This is a genomic window from Pseudomonas sp. GM80 (assembly GCF_000282515.1).
In the GTDB taxonomy this organism is placed as follows: domain Bacteria; phylum Pseudomonadota; class Gammaproteobacteria; order Pseudomonadales; family Pseudomonadaceae; genus Aquipseudomonas.
Genome location: NZ_AKJD01000264.1, coordinates 1 through 19,601 on the forward strand (window position 1 = coordinate 1; position 19,601 = coordinate 19,601).

15 protein-coding genes are annotated in these 19,601 nt (G+C 57.6%); 7 read left to right on the forward strand and 8 right to left on the reverse strand.

Annotated features, from left to right (window positions below):
- Window positions 1–104: 104 nt before the first annotated feature.
- The 3 genes from PMI37_RS30315 to PMI37_RS30325 form a co-directional block, all read right to left on the reverse strand.
- The gene (locus PMI37_RS30315) at window positions 105–365 is read right to left on the reverse strand and encodes a hypothetical protein (RefSeq protein WP_008088743.1); all 261 of its coding nucleotides are present in this window, start codon (window positions 363–365) and stop codon (window positions 105–107) included.
- Between the two features lie 160 nt (window positions 366–525).
- Complete coding sequence (locus tag PMI37_RS30320; protein WP_008088745.1) at window positions 526–1,002, reverse strand: hypothetical protein; 477 nt, start codon at window positions 1,000–1,002, stop codon at window positions 526–528.
- 195 nt (window positions 1,003–1,197) lie between these two features.
- Window positions 1,198–2,781: a peptide chain release factor 3 gene (locus PMI37_RS30325; RefSeq protein WP_007915312.1), complete on the reverse strand. Its 1,584-nt coding sequence runs from the start codon at window positions 2,779–2,781 to the stop codon at window positions 1,198–1,200.
- Window positions 2,782–3,231: 450 nt separating this feature from the next.
- Here PMI37_RS30325 and PMI37_RS30330 point away from each other — a divergent pair, with 450 nt between their 5' ends.
- Genes PMI37_RS30330 through PMI37_RS30345 form a run of 4 tightly spaced genes read left to right on the forward strand, consistent with a single transcriptional unit; the run spans window position 3,232 to window position 6,656 of the window.
- Entirely contained in the window at window positions 3,232–3,921 is a 690-nt protein-coding gene (locus PMI37_RS30330; RefSeq protein ID WP_169844036.1) for an ABC transporter permease, read from the forward strand.
- Between the two features lie 21 nt (window positions 3,922–3,942).
- Window positions 3,943–4,836 carry a glycine betaine ABC transporter substrate-binding protein gene (locus PMI37_RS30335; protein WP_008088748.1) on the forward strand — a complete coding sequence of 298 codons (894 nt, stop codon included), beginning with the start codon at window positions 3,943–3,945 and terminating at the stop codon, window positions 4,834–4,836.
- A gap of 12 nt (window positions 4,837–4,848) precedes the next feature.
- Window positions 4,849–5,502: an ABC transporter permease gene (locus tag PMI37_RS30340; protein WP_007915307.1), complete on the forward strand. Its 654-nt coding sequence runs from the start codon at window positions 4,849–4,851 to the stop codon at window positions 5,500–5,502.
- Entirely contained in the window at window positions 5,499–6,656 is a 1,158-nt protein-coding gene (locus PMI37_RS30345) for an osmoprotectant ABC transporter ATP-binding protein OsmV (protein ID WP_008088750.1), read from the forward strand. The genes PMI37_RS30340 and PMI37_RS30345 overlap by 4 nt, the downstream gene beginning before the upstream one ends.
- A 47-nt stretch (window positions 6,657–6,703) precedes the next feature.
- Here PMI37_RS30345 and PMI37_RS30350 read toward each other — a convergent pair whose 3' ends face one another.
- Window positions 6,704–7,615: a hypothetical protein gene (locus PMI37_RS30350; protein WP_008088752.1), complete on the reverse strand. Its 912-nt coding sequence runs from the start codon at window positions 7,613–7,615 to the stop codon at window positions 6,704–6,706.
- A gap of 578 nt (window positions 7,616–8,193) precedes the next feature.
- Between PMI37_RS30350 and PMI37_RS30355 the strand changes: the two genes are divergently transcribed.
- Window positions 8,194–9,357: a type III PLP-dependent enzyme gene (locus tag PMI37_RS30355; RefSeq protein WP_008088754.1), complete on the forward strand. Its 1,164-nt coding sequence runs from the start codon at window positions 8,194–8,196 to the stop codon at window positions 9,355–9,357.
- A 54-nt stretch (window positions 9,358–9,411) separates the two neighbouring features.
- Here PMI37_RS30355 and PMI37_RS30360 read toward each other — a convergent pair whose 3' ends face one another.
- The 4 genes from PMI37_RS30360 to PMI37_RS30375 all read right to left on the reverse strand — a co-directional run bounded on the left by PMI37_RS30360 (window position 9,412) and on the right by PMI37_RS30375 (window position 14,311).
- Window positions 9,412–10,305, reverse strand: a complete 894-nt coding sequence (locus PMI37_RS30360; RefSeq protein ID WP_008088757.1) for a hypothetical protein — start codon at window positions 10,303–10,305, stop codon at window positions 9,412–9,414.
- 112 nt (window positions 10,306–10,417) lie between these two features.
- Window positions 10,418–12,685 (reverse strand): alpha-xenorhabdolysin family binary toxin subunit A, encoded by a 2,268-nt coding sequence (locus tag PMI37_RS30365; RefSeq protein ID WP_008088760.1) that lies wholly within the window; start codon window positions 12,683–12,685, stop codon window positions 10,418–10,420.
- A 196-nt stretch (window positions 12,686–12,881) separates the two neighbouring features.
- Window positions 12,882–13,634: a tetratricopeptide repeat protein gene (locus tag PMI37_RS30370; RefSeq protein ID WP_008088762.1), complete on the reverse strand. Its 753-nt coding sequence runs from the start codon at window positions 13,632–13,634 to the stop codon at window positions 12,882–12,884.
- Complete coding sequence (locus tag PMI37_RS30375) at window positions 13,631–14,311, reverse strand: Fe2+-dependent dioxygenase (protein WP_008088764.1); 681 nt, start codon at window positions 14,309–14,311, stop codon at window positions 13,631–13,633. Before PMI37_RS30375 ends, PMI37_RS30370 begins: the two co-directional genes overlap by 4 nt.
- A gap of 207 nt (window positions 14,312–14,518) precedes the next feature.
- Between PMI37_RS30375 and PMI37_RS30380 the strand changes: the two genes are divergently transcribed.
- Window positions 14,519–16,840, forward strand: coding sequence for a TonB-dependent receptor (locus PMI37_RS30380; protein ID WP_008088766.1), 2,322 nt, complete (start codon window positions 14,519–14,521; stop codon window positions 16,838–16,840).
- A 209-nt stretch (window positions 16,841–17,049) separates the two neighbouring features.
- Window positions 17,050–19,578, forward strand: a complete 2,529-nt coding sequence (locus tag PMI37_RS30385; protein WP_045123355.1) for a PepSY domain-containing protein — start codon at window positions 17,050–17,052, stop codon at window positions 19,576–19,578.
- The last annotated feature ends 23 nt before the right edge of the window (window positions 19,579–19,601 follow it).

Below are 19,601 nucleotides of genomic sequence, written 5' to 3' on the forward strand. Positions count from 1 at the left end.
GCTGCGATCTTTAGATTCTTATTGATAAAATCCAGATCAAAAGATCGCAGCGTGCCGCAGCTCCTACAGGGATATCGCAACCAGGGGTTTATTTGATCTTTGATCTACGTCTGGCTGTCGCCTTCGTCCGGATCATCAGTGTCCGGCTCGTCGGTGGTCGAGTCGTCATCATCGGCGCTGCCGCCCTGATCCTGGTCACCCGGTTCGGACTCCGACTTGGCGAGCATCATCGAGCTGTGCCCGACCTGCCCGTTGAACGCCTGAGAATCGTGATCCTCGCACTCGGCCCAGGCCGTCGCGGTGCCGAGGGACAGCATCACCATCACTTTCAACAGCAATAAAACGCGTAGCAATCTGCTCTTCATAACCGACTCCATCCTTTTGCAGGTGAGACATACGTGCCTGACTGGTGCTGTGTGAAATCTAGTTCCGATCAGCCGGGTTCACCAGATAGGACGCTAAGGGAATGGAGAAAATGCCGGGCGATGAAAGACCGGTTTTGAATAGCGTTAATAGCGATGACAACTAAGCCGGATTTTTCGCGTTTCTTAATGTTTGAAGATAAGTAGCGCTGGCAGGTGAGGGGTCAGTCGTGAAGCCTTTAAGCCACCCTGAACCGGTTAACGTTAGGCAATCCCCATCATCGACGTCTTTTTTTGTGACGAACTCAAATTTAATGATCACTGTTTCCATGGCCAGATCAATCTGCAGGATCGTGAGCTCGCCGCCAGGCTGCGTCGTCCAGGTCTTGCCGAACTGATCGTTGTAATAAGCTTCGGTGTCTTTATCGAGATTGATTGGGTGAACCCCTGCCAACCAATACTTCTTGGGAATGTAAAAGTGCAGGCGCTGGTCAAAGCTTCCATTGACCTCGCCCCCCACCCAAATCGCGGTAGAGTCCGGTTGCAAAAACTGTAGGTACTGGGCTTCGAATATTTGCCTGCCTTGCTCATTTTTTGCCCAAAGCTCCCCCTGCGTATTCGATGCGGTTTGACGGGTCATCAGCAATCCCTTCTGCATGATCGGCGACGGCGCCGTTCACTCATCTAACGTCCTCGCAAAACCAGCGTCTACTGTCAGATCTGACAGTGGACAACTAAGCCAGAAAGCAAAAAGCCCCACAGGCAAACACCTGTGGGGCTTCTTTCGCACCAGCACTACTCAACGTTCAACGTCGCGAAATGCAGTGACTTCTACTTAGTGATGCTCACGCGTCGCACGGAATTTCACATCCGGCCAGCGCTCTTCCATCAGGGCCAGATTGACCCGCGTCGGCGCAAGATAGGTCAGGTGACCACCGCCATCGACTGCAAGGTTTTCCACTGCCTTGTTGGAGAATTCCTCAAGCTTCTTCTTGTCGCTGCATTCGATCCAGCGCGCGGAGTACACGGTGATTGGCTCGTAGGAGCACTCGACCTTGTATTCCTCTTTCAGGCGGCTGGCGACCACGTCGAACTGCAGCACACCGACGGCGCCCAGAATGATGTCGTTGCTGCGCTCCGGGAAGAACACTTGCGTTGCGCCTTCTTCGGCCAGTTGTTGCAGGCCCTGACGCAGTTGCTTGGATTTCAGCGGATCACGCAGGCGTACGCGACGGAACAGTTCCGGGGCGAAGTGCGGGATGCCCGTGAAACCAAGGGTTTCGCCTTCGCTGAAGGTGTCGCCGATCTGGATGGTGCCGTGGTTGTGCAGACCGATGATGTCGCCGGCGAACGCTTCTTCCAGCTGCTCACGCTCGGAGGAGAAGAACGTCAGGGCGTCGCCGATGCGCACGTCCTTGCCAGTGCGCACGTGGCGCATCTTCATGCCTTTTTCGTACTTGCCGGAGCAGATACGCATGAAGGCGATGCGGTCACGGTGTTTCGGGTCCATGTTCGCCTGGATCTTGAAGATGAAGCCCGAGAACTTTTCTTCGACCGGCTCGACGGTACGCTCGTTGGCCACACGGGCCAGCGGGCGCGGCGCCCAATCGACAACGGCGTCGAGTACGTGATCAACACCGAAGTTGCCCAAAGCCGTACCGAAGAACACCGGGGTCAGTTGACCGTCGAGGAATTCCTGCTGGTTGAATTCGTGGCAGGCGCCTTGAACCAGTTCCAGCTGCTCGATGAAACGCTCGTACTCGTCGCCCAGGTGCGCGCGCGCCTCGTCCGAATCGAGCTTCTCGATGATCTTGGTTTCGGTGCGTTCGTGACCGTGACCGGCGGTGTAAACAATGATGTAGTCGTCGGCCAGGTGGTACACGCCCTTGAAGTCGCGGTAGCAACCGATCGGCCAGGTGATCGGCGCCGCCTTGATCTTCAGAACGGCTTCGATTTCGTCGAGCAGTTCGATCGGGTCGCGGATGTCACGGTCGAGTTTGTTGATGAAGCTGACGATCGGCGTGTCACGCAGACGGCAGACATCCATCAGCGCGATGGTCCGTGGCTCGACACCTTTACCGCCGTCGAGGACCATCAATGCCGAGTCCACCGCGGTCAGGGTGCGGTAGGTATCTTCGGAGAAGTCTTCGTGGCCCGGGGTGTCGAGCAGGTTGATCATGTGTTCGCGATACGGGAACTGCATGACCGACGTGGTAATGGAAATACCCCGCTGCTTCTCCATCTCCATCCAGTCGGATGTCGCATGGCGATCGGATTTACGGGATTTCACCGTACCGGCCACTGCAATCGCCTTGCCCATCAACAGGAGCTTTTCGGTGATTGTGGTTTTACCGGCATCGGGGTGGGAAATAATGGCGAAAGTGCGGCGTTTCGCGACTTCGGCGGCCTGGTTGGTCATGGGAAATCGCCTGGCGGTGATTCAAAAAAGGGCGGCGAGTATAGCTTAAAAAGTAACCGCCGAACCACCGTCCCTCGGACCCGCAAAACCCCGCAGGAGCTGCCGCAGGCTGCGATCTTTTGATCTGTTGCTCTAGAACAAAGTCAAAAGATCGCAGCCTTCGGCAGCTCCTACCGGTGGCCAGATGGCATCTTATGTGGGAACCTTTTAAAGCACGGAGACGTCCATCCCCTGTTACGAATTTTCGTCAGGGGCTGAAAAATCAGCAAGTTAGCCTGACGAGGCTGCGCTCATGGCTCGCTTTCAGACCGCTTTTTGCCGGTGCTGAGGGAGCTGCTTCTCGCGAACGTTCACTCCCGGCAGCCAAGGCTTGGCATGCCACACGGGAGAGCGTTCGCCGACTACAAAAAAAGGAGTCCGCCTGTGGCTATCCGCTATGGCAAAGGGCTGATGGGAGGTGCGGTGGTGATCGCGCTCCTGGCCCTGCTGGTCCACTGGATCGGCATCAACACGATCGAACACTACCGCGACGATTTGTTGTTTTACCTGCAAGCTCATCTGATTCTCGTCCTCGCTTCAATGCTGGCTGCCCTTGTCGTGGGCATCCCTGCCGGCATCTTCCTCAGTCGCCCGACCATGGTCGGCCGTGCTGAACGCTTCATGCAGATCTTCAATATCGGTAACACCGTGCCTCCGTTGGCCGTGCTCGCGATTGCCCTGGGCGTCCTCGGCATCGGCAGTGGCCCGGCGATCTTCGCTTTATTCCTCGCTTCCTTGTTGCCGATTGTGCGCAACACCTACGAAGGCCTGAAAAACGTCCAGGGCTCGCTCAAAGAAGCGGCCGTCGGCATCGGCATGACGCCGCGCCAAGTGCTGTGGAAAGTCGAATTGCCCAACGCGGTGCCGATCATTGTCGGTGGTGTGCGCGTGGCGTTGGCAATCAACGTCGGCACCGCGCCACTGGCGTTCCTGATCGGCGCAAACAGCCTCGGCAGCCTGATCTTCCCCGGCATCGCCCTGAACAATCAGCCGCAACTGCTGCTCGGCGCCGCGTGCACCGCGCTGCTGGCCTTGCTGCTCGATGGCGTCGTCACCCTCGCCAGCCGCCTCTGGCTGGAACGCGGTTTGCGCCCGTCTTAAGGCTTTTGCGAAGGAATGAATATGAAACGACTTTGTTTGATCTTAGGTTGCGTCCTGCTGTTCGCGGGCATCGCGCAAGCCGCTGAAAAACCGGTGATCCGCCTCGGCGCCCGGGTCTTCACCGAGCAGACCCTGCTCGCCGAAATCACCGCGCAATACCTGCGCAGTAAAGGTTATGACGCGCAGATCACCGGTGGTCTGGGCAGTAACCTCGCCCGCAGCGCCCACGAAAGCGGGCAGCTGGACATGCTCTGGGAATACACCGGCGTGTCGCTGGTGGCTTACAACCATGTCACCGAAAAACTCGACAGCGCCCAGTCCTACGCCCGGGTGAAAGAACTCGACGCAAAAAAAGGCCTGATCTGGCTGACGCCGTCGAAATTCAGTAACACCTACGCCCTCGCGCTGCCGAAAAAGGTCGCTGAAGAATATCCGCAGATCAACAACATCAGCCAGTTGAACGAAGTGCTGCGCGCCGAAGCCAAGACTAATCACTTGGTAGCGCTGGATACCGAGTTTGCCAACCGCTCCGACGGCCTGATCGGCATGGTCGACCTTTACGGCATGAACCTGAGCCGCAAGAACATCCGCCAGATGGATGCCGGGCTGGTTTACACGGCGTTGCGCAACGGCCAGGTGTTTGCCGGTCTGGTCTACACCACCGACGGTCGCTTGAACGCCTTCGGCTTGAAACTGCTGGAAGACGACAAGCATTACTTCCCCGACTACACCGCGGCGCCGGTGGTGCGTCAGGCCTACCTCGACGCGCACCCGCAACTGGCCGAGCAACTCAAGCCGCTGGCCGAACTGTTCGATGACGAAACCATGCGCCAGCTCAACGCGCGGGTCGACGTCGATCACGAAAGCCCATCGAAAGTGGCCGCCGATTTCCTGCGCCAGCACCCACTCAACTAAGGAGGAAAAGTCATGGAATTTCTGAACGCCTTTTCCCACCTCGACTGGCAGCAGGTGATGCACCTGACCTGGCAGCACATCACCCTCGTCGGCATCGCCGTGACCCTGGCAATTGTCGTTGGCGTGCCGTTGGGCATTCTGATGACACGGTTTCCGACCCTCGCCGGCCCCTTGCAGGCCAGCGCCACGGTGCTGTTGACCGTGCCGTCGATTGCCCTCTTCGGTCTGCTGCTGCCGTTCTACTCCAAATTTGGCCAGGGCCTCGGCCCGATGCCGGCGATCACCGCCGTGTTTCTCTATTCATTGCTGCCGATCATGCGCAACACCTACCTCGCCCTCACCGGCGTAGAACCCGGTATTCGTGAAGCCGCACGCGGCATCGGCATGACCTTCGGCCAGCGCCTGCGCATGGTTGAATTGCCGATCGCCGTGCCGGTGATCCTCGCTGGCGTGCGCACCGCCGTGGTGATGAACATTGGCGTAATGACCATTGCCGCGACCATCGGCGCTGGCGGCCTCGGTGTGTTGATCCTTGCTTCCATCAGCCGCAGTGACATGTCGATGCTGATCGTCGGCGCGCTGCTGGTCAGTCTTCTGGCCATTTTCGCTGACCTGTTTCTCCAATGGCTGCAACGCTCGTTGACTCCAAAAGGACTGCTCAAATGATCGAACTTCAAAACCTCAGCAAAACTTTCCAAAGCAACGGCAAAGATGTCAAAGCCGTGGACTCGGTAAGCCTGACCGTCAATGAAGGCGAAATCTGTGTGTTCCTCGGGCCATCGGGTTGCGGCAAAAGCACCACGCTGAAGATGATCAACCGCCTGATCAAACCGACCTCGGGCAAGATCCTCATCAACGGTGAAGACACCACTGATCTCGACGAAGTGACTCTGCGTCGCAACATCGGTTACGTGATCCAGCAGATCGGTCTGTTCCCGAACATGACCATCGAAGAGAACATCGTCGTCGTGCCGAAACTGCTCGGCTGGGACAAACAGAAATGCCACGACCGCGCCCGCGAATTGATGAGCATGATCAAGCTGGAGCCCAAGCAGTATCTGCATCGCTACCCGCGTGAACTGTCCGGTGGTCAGCAACAGCGCATCGGTGTAATCCGTGCACTGGCCGCTGACGCGCCGCTGCTGTTGATGGACGAGCCGTTCGGTGCCGTTGACCCGATCAACCGCGAGATGATCCAGAACGAATTCTTCGAGATGCAGCGCGCGCTGAACAAGACCGTGATCATGGTCAGCCACGACATCGACGAAGCCATCAAGCTCGGCGACAAGATCGCGATTTTCCGCGCCGGTAAACTGCTGCAGATCGATCATCCGGACACGCTGCTCGCGCACCCGGCGGACGACTTTGTCAGCAACTTTGTGGGTCAGGACAGTACGCTCAAGCGCCTGCTGTTGGTGAAAGCGGAAGATGCGGCGGACAACGCGCCGTCAGTAAGCCCGGAAACCCCGGTGGCCGATGCGCTGGAATTGATGGACGAGCATGACCGTCGCTATGTGGTGGTCACCTGTGCCGAGAACAAGGCGCTGGGTTATGTACGCCGTCGCGACCTGCACCGTCAGACCGGCACGTGCGCGCAGTACTTGCGCGAGTTCAACGCCACGGCCGCCTACGACGAGCATTTGCGCATTCTGTTGTCACGCATGTACGAGTTCAATCGTTCGTGGTTGCCAGTGATGGACGCCGAGCGCGTGTTCCTCGGTGAGGTGACGCAGGAGTCGATTGCCGAGTACCTGAGCTCGGGTAAATCCCGAGGGGGTAAAACCAGCATTGTCTCGCCAGCAGAGACGGCGCTGGCCTGATACGGCGAACCGGGCCAGTCTCCACGGAGAATGGCCCGGTTGTTCGTTCAGGAGGTAATGGCCTGGTCGGCCGCGAAAAACTCGAACTTGGCTTTTTCGGTGGGCGTTTGGGGCAGGGTGATTTTGATCACCGGAATCCAGATATCGGTGTGGGTCTTGAAATCCTTCTGATCGGCCTGGGCCGAGGCCTTGCCAGAATCACTGATGTAAAAAACCGCTTCGATCGGCAAGGTTTTACCCAGGCCCTGAGCCCATTTACCCATGCGGAATTCGTTTTGCGTATTGAAAGCAAAGGTGCCGCCCATGCCCTGCGCCTTGAGCGCCTCGTTAAATGCAGTGGTTGCCCCTTCATTTAAGCTATCGCGCACATTAAATCCGCACAGGCTTCCATACTTCACCGTCGACTTGTTGTAGTGATCAATATATTGGGCGGCGGTGTTAATACCTTGGGACTGGCATGGTTTGCCAACGACAGGATAAGCCACTTGTACTCCACAGCCTTGATCATCGCGCAAGTCGGCACCCGCATCGACCGGAAAGAAACATAAGACCGTTGGGTAGACCTTACCCACCGGAGAGAAAAACAACGGATAGAAAATAAAGCCGTTTTTATAACCAAACACCAACTTGTTGAAATTTGCATCGGTACGGAGGAAGGAAAACGAAACGCCGGTCGACTGGGGGTTCGGATCCCAGAATCGGTAACTGGCAGAATGGTTCGTAGCACGCAAGAGTACGCCAGAGCACAGAAACGCTGGGGCTGACGGACGATTTTTACACAGGGTCGCCGTGTCGTTGTAAGCCTTGGTCAAGTAAGCCGCGATCTCCGGGCCGGTGCCATTGGCTCTCACGTTGATCGGCGCTGAAGCAGTGACAAGTGTCGGCTGTTCCTGCGGTACTTCATGTGTTGCGCAACCGGACAGGGTCAGCGCAATCAATAACGCACTTATTCTTTTCATCCTTTGATCCCCGACGTGATAGTTCGATAAATCAGCAGCGCACGGGCACGTGGGTGCGGATAACTTTAAAGTTGCCGGCACGCTTGCTTGCACTTGGTTAAAAGAGAGTTACCGGTGCCTACCTTAGGGATATAAAGAACAATAAACACCTGTCAGAAATGACAGTCTTAACAGCGTCATTGATACTTTTTCGAAATAAACTTCAAGGGCCGTTATTACGCGAGCTTGAGGATGCTGGCGGAAGGAAAGAATTCTGCGAGGGGAACATCCTTCTGTCATCTCGGTCGGTTACATCAGGAGTCAGGGAAGACCGCACGACGGAAGCGTGCAGAAATGCGACATTTTTTGTTGATCTCAGGCCCCTCACGCCCTAAAGTTCGCGCCGAACGTCCATGCTGGAAACGATCCATCCGGCTCAAGTACTGACGACGAGACAGCAAGGCCAAGGGCAGCAACGCACCCATGGCCTTTTTGCTTTCGGCGACATGCCTTGGGAAGTAGGCGAACCAAAGTGGGGATACGGAGGACGTTCATTTGCACCCATTGTTTTTACACGTTTGCCATAGGAGCTCCCTAGCATGTCGATCCAGGTCGAAGATTATTTCGCGCGCGCCACTTTTGACAAAATGAAGGCGTTCGCCGACAAACAGGAAACCCCGTTCGTGGTGATCGACACCGCGATGATCAGCCAGGCCTACGATGACCTGCGCGCCGGTTTCGAATTCGCCAAGGTCTACTACGCGGTCAAGGCCAACCCGGCCGTCGAGATCATCGACCTGCTCAAAGAGAAAGGCTCGAGCTTCGACATCGCCTCGATCTATGAGCTGGACAAAGTGATGGATCGCGGCGTCAGCGCCGACCGTATCAGCTACGGCAACACCATCAAGAAATCCAAGGACATCCGCTACTTCTACGAGAAGGGCGTACGTCTGTTCTCCACCGACTCCGAAGCCGACCTGCGCAACATCGCCAAGGCTGCGCCGGGTTCGAAAGTTTATGTGCGCATCCTCACCGAAGGCTCGACCACGGCTGACTGGCCGCTGTCGCGCAAATTCGGCTGCCAGACCGACATGGCCATGGACCTGCTGATCCTCGCCCGCGACCTCGGTCTGGTGCCTTACGGCATCTCCTTCCACGTCGGTTCGCAACAGCGCGACATCAGCGTCTGGGACGCGGCGATCGCCAAGGTCAAAGTGATCTTCGAACGCCTGAAAGAAGAAGACGGCATCCATCTCAAGCTGATCAACATGGGCGGTGGCTTCCCGGCCAACTACATCACCCGCACCAACAGCCTGGAAACCTACGCCGAAGAAATCATCCGCTTCCTCAAGGAAGACTTCGGTGATGATCTGCCGGAAATCATTCTCGAGCCAGGCCGTTCGTTGATCGCCAACGCCGGTATTCTGGTCAGCGAAGTGGTGTTGGTTGCGCGCAAATCGCGTACTGCCGTGGAGCGCTGGGTGTACACCGATGTGGGCAAGTTCTCCGGCCTGATCGAAACCATGGACGAAGCGATCAAGTTCCCGATCTGGACCGAGAAGAAAGGCGAGATGGAAGAAGTGGTCATCGCCGGCCCGACTTGCGACAGCGCCGACATCATGTACGAAAACTACAAGTACGGTTTGCCGCTGAACCTGGCGATCGGTGATCGTCTGTACTGGCTGTCGACCGGTGCGTACACCACCAGTTACAGCGCGGTCGAGTTCAACGGCTTTCCGCCGCTGAAGTCGTATTACGTGTAAGCGTCTTACCCGTAACGCAAAAAGCCCATGACCTGTCATGGGCTTTTTTATGCGTTACAGCCGGGTCAATTTGCCCAGTTGGTCCGACATGCTTTGCACATCGTTCAACGGCCCTTGGAGCATCGGCAGCGCAGATTTCGCCCGCGCCATCGTCATCGCCGGATAATGGTTTCGAAGCATCTGTTGCGCTTCATCCAGCATGCACGACATCCGATAGCAGAAATCGCTGAGGTTGTTCGCCGCACTGGCAGCGCGCCGGCGCAGGTTGAACAGAAACTCGACATGTTCTTTGGACTGCGCGATTCGCTCCTCCTGCGAATACAACCGGCCTGGCTCATAAGTCGTGCCGGGCAGACCGATTTTACCCAGACTGTAATAGGCCTCAATCTTGGGGATCGGTTTATCGCACGTGCATATCGGCATCGTCAGGCACTCGATGAAACGCACGAAGATGCCGTGGATCGACTCGGCCAGTCCGATCACCCGGGTTTTGAAATTAAGCAACATGCCCCGATATTGCTCAAGCCGGCGATCCATTTCGCGCAGCACATCGATGATGCTTTCGGCAGGTGCATTGCCCCAGGCAGGCGACCTCACCAGTGAAAATTGCCGCGGATCGATCGTGACGATCGTCTTTCGGCGATTGTCGGCCTTTGAAACGACGACCTGAAACTCTTCGATGAAGGCAAAAATCTCACGCAACACCTGCGCAGAATGGCTGCCGAGCGCCGGTGTGGCCACCTGTATCGCCCGCCAACACATTTCACTGGTTTGTGCAGCCTGCCTCAGGCTTTGAACATTCGGCGGCGGCACCATGATGTGCTTTTGCCGTTCGAAGATTTCAGTAAACTCGGTCATTTCCTGCAAGGCAGGGGGTAGATCCTGCAGAAACTTCACGTACTGCTTCAATGCAGCGAAGTTTTTTTCTGCCAGTAAATATTCAAGCATCAGCCTCTCCTTAGTCTGATCGTACTTTCATTGCCGATGGAACCGTGCCCATCGGCAATCCTGCGCCGGACTCTGATATCACAACAAATGCAGAGCACGCCTACCGGCAGACTCAGCGCTGCGGAACGGACAGCGGATTAAGGAAAGCGATAAACAGTGGCGCATGCTGTTTCAACGCGGCACTGAGTGCATCACAGTCGTCCGACACGTCGACATCGATTGCATCGCGCAACTGCTCAAAAGCATTCACGGCAGGACGGTAGGTGGCGGCATATTCGGCGCGACAGTCTTCCATGGCGTGAATGGCCTTCAGGTAAGTGACCTTGCCTTGCGAATCACGGATACCTGCGCGCTCGCGTTCAATCTCGGCCTGCACGCCATCGATTTTCAGCTTCAGCTTGTCGCTCTCACGCACCATGTCCAGGAAGCGCACAGACTCACTAATGCCAATAAGGGTTCGCTTCAGTTGGTCGATGGCCGCCATCACCAGTTTGATTTCCGGCGGAGCGAGGCCCAGTTCGGTGATCTTGGCGATGGTCAGCTCAACGTCCTTGCCCAGATTCTCGATACCGCTTTTTTCCAGCAGATTGACCCCGTCAATGATGACCTTTCGATCAGCCGCAAGCTCTGCAAGTTTGCTGTCCAGCTGCGCAATTTCTGCATCGGCCACGAGCGCGTCGCGCTGGAAATCGGCGATGTAAGCCTGCGTCAGGCGCATATCAAACCGTGCATCAATATTGCGCAAGGCGTTACGCACCAGAGTTGCCTGCCTGGTCATGGCAGAGGAAATCGAACGCAAAATGTCCTTGCGCTCATCGTCGATTTCTTCAATGACCTCAGGATCGGTTTCTTTCAACCGATCCTTCTCGTTGCGGGCGAGACGTCGCAGGCTGTTTTGCAGATCATTCACTCCGGTCTGGGCCGAATCCTGCAATTGGTTTTGGCATTGCCCCATGCCACTCACAGTGCGCTTGAAGCGGTCGAACAGATCGGGCAGGTAACCCAGTTTAGTCTTCAAGACTTCTGCCTGAGTGCGAGCTTCACGCATCTGTTCGACAGTGGCGGCCAGGGTGGCCATGTCCACAGGCGGATAGCTCACTGTCGCGCTGAGACTGATCACACGCGAGGTTCGCGTGCTGAACGAATAGTTGCGCTCGTATTCTTCATCAGCCTCTTTGAAGACCTGAATAAGCTTGTCCGAGTCGGTCTCGATGGCTTTCCATGGCAGCACGACTTCTTCGAACTCGGTACCGAAGACCCGCAGGCTCAAGGCATCGTTGACGCGGCCCATCGCAGCGACCGAGTTGGAAATGTGCAGGTAGAGGCTTTTCCAGACATGCATCAGGTTCTGCGTGGCGATGTCGGCATCGATGGCCACGATCATCAGACTTTGCAGGTCATGTTTGACGCGGGCAAGAGAACCGAGTGTCTGGTTCTTGCTCGCCAACACCTGGATATCCCGTTCCTGTTCGGCATACAACGCTTTGCGTGCAGCACGAATATTTTCCGCCTCCACCCCCATGTAGATAGCCATGGCCAGGCCCACGATGTTCATCCCGGCGGCAGACTTCAATGCCTCCTGAACAGCGGCCTTGTATTCAGTGTTTTTGATATCGATTTCTTTGGCACGATTATCGATGTCGTTCTTCAATACCTTGATATCTGCTGCCAACGAACTGCTGTCGATCAAACCGACCCTGAGTTTTATACTGGGCAGGACATGCTCGCGCAGATCATAACCAAATAGGTCCAGGTCATTCTTGATGCCTTGCACATCGCTGAGGTTTTTATTGATCCGCTCGAATATTCGCTGCAGGTAATAGCCCAACGTCGCGACGGTATCCGGATCAATTTCAATATCTGGAAACTTGTCACCCAATTCAATTTCGAGTGCTTTAAGCTGGGCAAGTGTTTTAATCTTGTTTTTCTTGAGGAACGCGACCGAATCATCGTCGCTCAAGACTTCCTGAATCGCCTTGCCATAATTGAGCATGCTGCTGGCAAAGCTCTTCAGCCCCTGCCCGGTCATCATGATGCGTTCACGCAGCGGCGACCAGCGTCTTGCGTGGTTGCGGGTGTTTACAAAGGTCGAGAGGAAATCTGTCGGATTCAACCCTGGGCCGCCGTTCTGCCCCGCGCCATAGCGCAGATAATCTTCGACATCCTTCAGGGTATGCGGCAGCGCCAGGCCGGCGGCTTCATATTTACGCAAATCAATGATCTGCTTTTTAGTGAGGAGCAACCCTCTGTCGCGTACTACATCATCGCCATCCGACGTCGATGCGTCACTTAGTAACTTTGGCGCCGCTGCCGCCATCTGCATAACTTGTTCAGGCGAGGCATTATTCAGGGCATCGCCCCATAAGCTGGAAGAAGACATGATCATTCCTTTAATCAGTTTTAAGTTAAGTAAAATCAAAAAACAAGTCAGAACCCGTAAGAACTTAAACTTGCCAGACAGACTTAAACATAAAAGCCGCACTTAAAAAAAGCGTTTCATGCCTTCAATATATTTATAAAGAATACTAACAACTGGACATACGACTCGATACTTGCGAACAGCGCCTTGAATTCAACTAGACGCTGATGTGCCCTGCGCGCTCTTTATACTCTTGAGCCAATGCCTGAATGGCCGGGTGTGCTGCGCTCTCCAAAGTCTGGGCAGCCACGCCGAGAAACGCAGCATGCCCCCCGAGCATCGCCTTGCGGTACCAGCCTGACGCCTCTTCAATCTGTGAGCGCTCGGCCAGCACGCTGGCATAACTGAACTGGCCACGGAAGTCGCCGGCCTGCGCCGAGCGGCGATACCAGTCGAAGGCTGCGGCAGGGTCCGCGCGACAATGGCGTCCCTCTTCAAGATAACGCCCGAGCAGGTTCATCGACTTGGCGTGTCCGGACTCGGCGGCCTGGCGATAAAGCGCCAATGCTTGCGGCTGATCGACCGCCACGCCGCGCCCGGTCGCCAAGAGATTGGCCAGGTTGTACATCGCCCAATCCAGCCCTGCCTGCGCCGCGACTCGATAATGCTGCGCGGCAACCCCGGCATCGGCGACACACCCCCAGCCATGCTCATGACAACGACCGAGCATGTTGCGCGCCATCAGGTGCCCGCGTCCGGCGGCGATGCCGAACCAGCGCAAAGCCAGCGGCGGGTCCTGCGCGATACCCTGGCCGTCCAGCAGGATTTGCCCGAGCAATGCCTGCGCTTCAACCTCGCCCTCGCCCGCTGCCAGCAAAATGGCTTGGGCCGCACGGGCCGGACTTTCAGTGAGCATGGCGCTGAGTTGCTCGCCGTCGAGGACTTCCTCGCGACGCAATAGAAAACTCATACCTCAACCCAGCGACGCAGCAGGTTGTGATAAGTACCGGTTAAGCGAATCAGCGAAGGGTGATCGGGCATGTCCTGGGTGAGTTGCTGGATTGCTCCGTCCATCTCGAACAGCAGCGCGCGCTGGCTGTCTTCGCGCACCAGGCTTTGCGTCCAGAAGAACGACGCATAACGCGCGCCGCGAGTGACCGCATTGACTTTGTGCAGGCTGGTGCCGGGGTACAAGACCATGTCGCCGGCGGGCAATTTCACTTGTTGGGTGCCGTAGGTGTCCTGGATCTCCAGTTCGCCACCGTCGTAATCCTCAGGCTCGCTGAAGAACAGCGTCGCCGACAGATCGGTACGCACCCGCTCAATGCTGCCCTTGGGCTGGCGCACAGCGTTATCGATATGGAAGTCGAAACTGCCGCCGGCCGTGTAGCAGTTGACCAACGGTGGGAAGACTTTGTGCGGCAGTGCGGCCGACATGAACAGCGGATTTTTCCACAGCCGTTCAAGCATCGCCGCGCCGATTTCCTTGGCCAGCGGATGACCTTCAGGCAATTGCAGATTGTGCTTGGCCTTGGCCGACTGAAAGCCCGCAGTGATCTTGCCATCGGCCCAATCGGCCTGCTCCAAAGCTTCGCGAATGCGCTGCACTTCTTCTTTCGCGAACAGTGCGGGGATGTGCAGCAGCATGGCGATGTCACCTGATGGCAAAGAGGCGGCAATGGTATTGATTCTTATTGGCCGTGTAAAACCCGGGAGACGAATGAACTGGCAGAAACCGTAAGGTTAAATTGTAAAGAATGTAAATTCAGTGCGAATAACAATGTTTCGCAATTGATACGAATACGTGTTTACCCTATATTCCGCCGCCTCAAATCCTTGGGGAGGGGAATAAAAATGGCACGTCAACACGCACAATTACCGGTCAGTTCACCACGTCTGCTCGCCTCTGCAATCGGTGTAGCGATTACCGCCGGCTCCGCTGGCCACATGGTGATCGCTGCCGAAAAGACCGACAGCAAAGCCTCCGGCAATGCCATCGCCCTGGACGCCACCGCCATCACCGGCGAAGCGCAGGACGCGACGTCCTACCAGGTCGAAAAAGCCTCCTCGCCCAAGTACACCGCGCCGCTGGTCGACACGCCGCGTTCGGTTACCGTAATTCCGCAACAAGTGCTCAAAGACACCGGCGCCCTGAATATGCAGGACGCGCTGCGCACCGTGCCGGGCATCACCTTCGGCGCCGGTGAAGGCGGCAACCCACAGGGCGACCGTCCGTTCATTCGTGGTTTCGACGCGCAGGGCGACACCTACCTCGACGGGGTGCGCGACACCGGTTCGCAGAGCCGCGAAATCTTCGCCGTGGAAAACATTGAAGTCAGCAAGGGCCCGAACTCCGCCATCGGTGGTCGTGGCGCAGCGGGCGGCAGCATCAACCTGGTGAGCAAGAAAGCCCATCTGGGTAACTCGTTCGACGGTGGTTTCACCTGGGGCTCTGACCAGACTCAGCGTTACACCCTCGACGGCAACTACCAGTTCAGCGACACCGCGGCTGGCCGTCTGAACCTGATGAGCCACGAGAGCAATGTCGCCGGTCGCGACAAGGTCGATTATGACCGTTGGGGCATCGCCCCGTCCCTGGCCTTTGGCCTGGGCACCGACACCCGCGTCAACCTCGATTACTACCACCTGGAAAGCAACGACACCCCGGATTCGGGCATCCCTTACACCATTCCAACCGGCGGCTCTGCTGCGCGCACCAAGTCCAACCCGGACAAGCCATACGCTGGCGGTGACCACAGCAATTTCTACGGTCTGGATCGCGACTTCCGCAAGGGCCGCACCGACACCGCGACCTTCGCCATCGAACATGACTTGAGCGACTCGCTGACGATCAAGAACACCCTGCGTCACGGCACCAGCATGCAGGATTACATCCTCACCCAGCCGGACGACAGCAAGGGCAACGTCAACAACGGCACGGTCTGGCGCCGTGCGAATACGCGCGTGAGCAACACCGAGACCACCACCAACCAGACTGACCTGTTCGGCAACTTCTACGTCGCCGGCTTCAAGAACAGCTTCTCCACCGGTGTTGAATACACCCGTGAGGAAAGCCAGAAGTCCTCGTACAACGTCAACGTCGACACCACGCCGCGCACCACCAACGTGCCATCGAGCAGCAACTGCACGCCGTCGATGATCGGCGCGTCGAGTAACTACAACTGCACGTCGCTGTCGAATCCGAACCCGAACGATCCGTGGAACGGTGCGATCTCGCGCAACTACGCCGGCACCGACACCCAGTCCGATACTTACGCACTGTATGCGTTCGACACCCTGGAGCTGTCCGAGCAATGGCTGGTGAACATGGGCCTGCGTTACGACCATTTCGAAACCGGCTACAAGACTTACACCAACGCCGGCACCACCACTTCGAAGGGTGCTGACACCAGCGAGTTCGTCACCGGTCAGTTCGGCGTGGTTTATAAGCCAGCGGAAAACGGCAGCATTTATGCGTCTTACGCCACCTCCGCCACGCCACCGGGCAACACCCTGGGCGAAGGTCAGGAAGGCAACCCGTTGGGCGGCAGCACCGACCGTGCCGGCAACCTGCTGAGCAGCGACATGGAGCCGGAAACCACCAAGAACTACGAAATCGGCACCAAGTGGGACCTGCTCAACGATCGCCTGTCGCTGACCGCTGACATCTTCCGCACCGAGAAAGAAAACGCTCGCGTGCAAGTCGACACCTCGTCGTACGAAAACGCCGGCAAGACTCGCGTGCAAGGTGTCGAACTGTCGGCCAGCGGCAAGATCACTGACAAATGGCAAGTGTTCGCCGGCTACGCCTACATGGACAGCGAGCAAGTCGACGGTGGTCCACTGGGCCGCGCCAACGACGGCAACGAACTGCCTAACACACCGAAGAACAGCGCCAGCCTGTGGACCACTTACCAAGTCACGCCGAAGCTGACCATCGGTGGTGGTGCGTTCTACGTGGATGACGTGTTCGGCAGCGTGGCCAATACCACCATGGTTGACTCGTATGTTCGTTATGACGCGATGGCCGCCTACAAGCTGACAAAGAACGTCGACCTGCAACTCAACGTGCAGAACCTGACCAACGAAAACTACTACGACAAAGCCTTCTCGACCCACTTCGCCAACCAGGCGGCGGGCCGTACGGCATTGTTGAGCACCAACTTCCACTTCTGACCCTGTAGGAGCTGCGGCACGCTGCGATCTGTTGATCCTGATCTTTAAAAGCAAAATCAAAAGATCGCAGCCTTCGGCAGCTCCTGCAAAAACAGTCGGCCCCGTTCATTCAGTTGAACGGGGCTTTTCTGCGTAATAAAGAACGCTTCTCGATAACCCACGGCATAATGCGCGCCGTGAAGACAATTTCCGAATGGACGGCGAGTGACGTGTTGAAGAAAACCCTGTTCCAGTTGCACTGGTTTTTTGGCATCACCGCAGGCCTGGTGCTGGCCCTGATGGGCATCACCGGCGCGGCCTATTCGTTTCAGGATGAAATCCTGCGGGCGATCAATCCCTCCGTCCTGCAGGTGGAAAAACAAGTCGCCGGCGTCCTCCCGCCGGTCGAACTGGTCGAGCGCATCGAAGCCACCTCCGGCAAGACCGTATCGATGCTCTGGGTCGAGACCGACAGCGGCAGCGCAGCGAAAGTGTTCTTCACCCCGCCCAAGGGTGAGCGTCGCGGCGAGATGCGCTACTTCGATCCGTACACCGGCGAGTTCATGGGTGATGCCGTCGGCCAGGACTTCTTCGGCCTGATGCTGCAACTGCACCGCTTCCTCGCGATGGGCGATACCGGGCGCAACATCACCGGCGCCTGCACGCTGATCCTGCTGTTTTTCTGCCTCTCCGGTCTGTACCTGCGCTGGCCGCGCCAGTGGAACAGCTGGCGCGTGTGGCTGACGCTGGACTGGAAGAAAAACGGCCGCGCCTTCAACTGGGATTTGCACTCGGTGGCCGGCACCTGGTGCCTGTTGGTCTATCTGCTGCTGGCGTTGACCGGGTTGTCGTGGTCGTACGAGTGGTACAACAAGGGCCTGACCAAACTGCTTTCCGACGCACCGCAAAACGAGCGCGTGCGCGGCGGTCGTGGCCCGGCACCGCAAGGCCCGGCGCCAACTGCCGATTACGCGGCGATGTGGAGCAGCATCTACAGCGCCGCCGGCCCAGGCCTGTCGGCGTACAACATCCGCATGCCGGCCGTGGCTGGCCAACCGGCAACGGTGTTCTATCTGCTGGAAAACTCGCCGCATGAGCGCGCGCTGAACCAGATCACCCTCGACCCGGCCACCGGCATCGTCAAACGTGTCGACCGTTACGCCGACAAGAGCTTCAAGGCGCAACTGCTGACCAGCATTTATGCGCTGCACGTCGGCAGCTATTTCGGCCTGATCGGGCGGATCATCGTCACCCTCGCGGCGGTGTGCATGCCGCTGTTTTTCATCACCGGCTGGCTGCTGTACCTCGATCGTCGGCGCAAGAAAAAGCAGATCAAGGACGCGCGCAAAGGTCTCGAGCAACCGGCCGGCGATGCGTCGGCGTGGCTGATCGGTTTTGCCAGTCAAAGCGGTTTTGCCGAGCAATTGGCCTGGCAAACCGCCGGACAATTGCAGGCCGCCGGTTTGCCGGTGAAGGTGCAGCCGCTGGCGAATGTCAGCGAGCAGGATCTGCGTGAGTCGAACAATGCGCTGTTCGTGGTCAGCACCTTCGGCGACGGCGAAGCGCCAGACAGCGCCCGTGGCTTCGAGCGCAAAGTGCTGGGCAAGGCCTCGACACTCGACAGCCTGAACTACGCCGTGCTCGGGCTTGGCGATCGTCAGTATCAGCACTTCTGCGGCTTCGCCAAACGCCTGCATCAATGGCTGAGTGAACACGGCGGCAAGACATTGTTTGCGCCGGTGGAAGTCGACAGTGGCGATCCCTACGCGCTGCGTCACTGGCAGACACAACTTGGTCTGCTCACCGGACAAGCGCCGGTCGATACCTGGCAGGCGCCGAGCTACGACAACTGGACGCTGACACGCCGCGAACTGATGAACCCGGACAGCAGCGGTTCGCCGGTTTATCTGTTGGGCCTGAGCGCCCCGAACACCAGCAGCTGGATGGCCGGTGACCTGGTGGAAGTGCTCCCCCGCAACTGCCCGTGGGCCATCGAACATTTCCTCGACGGCCTGGGTATTCGTGGCGAGACCACGGTGAAAATCAACGGCCTCGACGAGCCGCTGGAAGTCGCACTGGCTTCGCGTCAATTGCCTGAGCACCGCGCGCATCTGGTCGGCCTACACGCACAGTCGCTGGTCGACGCGATGGTGCCGCTGGCCATGCGTGAATACTCGATCGCCTCGATTGCCGCCGACGGTGTGCTGGAGCTGATCGTACGTCAGGAACAGCATGCCGATGGCAGCCTCGGCATCGGTTCCGGCTGGTTGACCGAGCATGCGCCGGTTGGTGGCGCCATCAGCTTGCGCGTGCGCCGCAACAGTGGTTTCCACCTGCCGAACGAGCCGGTGCCGATGATTCTTTTGGGCAACGGCACGGGCCTGGCCGGGCTGCGCAGTTTGCTCAAGGCACGGATTGCCGACGGCCAGCAGCGCCAGTGGTTGCTGTTTGGTGAGCGCAATCGTGAGCACGATTTCCTCTGCCGCGCGGAGCTGGAAGAGTGGTTGATCAATGGTGATCTGCAACGGCTGGATCTGGCGTTTTCGCGCGATCAGGCGGAGAAGATTTATGTGCAGGATCGCTTGCGTGAGTCGGCTGACGAATTGAAAAAATGGTTGGCTGACGGTGCCGTGATCTACATCTGCGGCAGCCTGCAAGGCATGGCCTCAGGCGTGGACCAGGTACTCAACGACGTTCTCGGCAGCGCCGAAGTCGAACGCCTGATCGAACAGGGCCGCTACCGTCGCGACGTCTACTGAAAACACCCCTGTAGGAGCTGCCG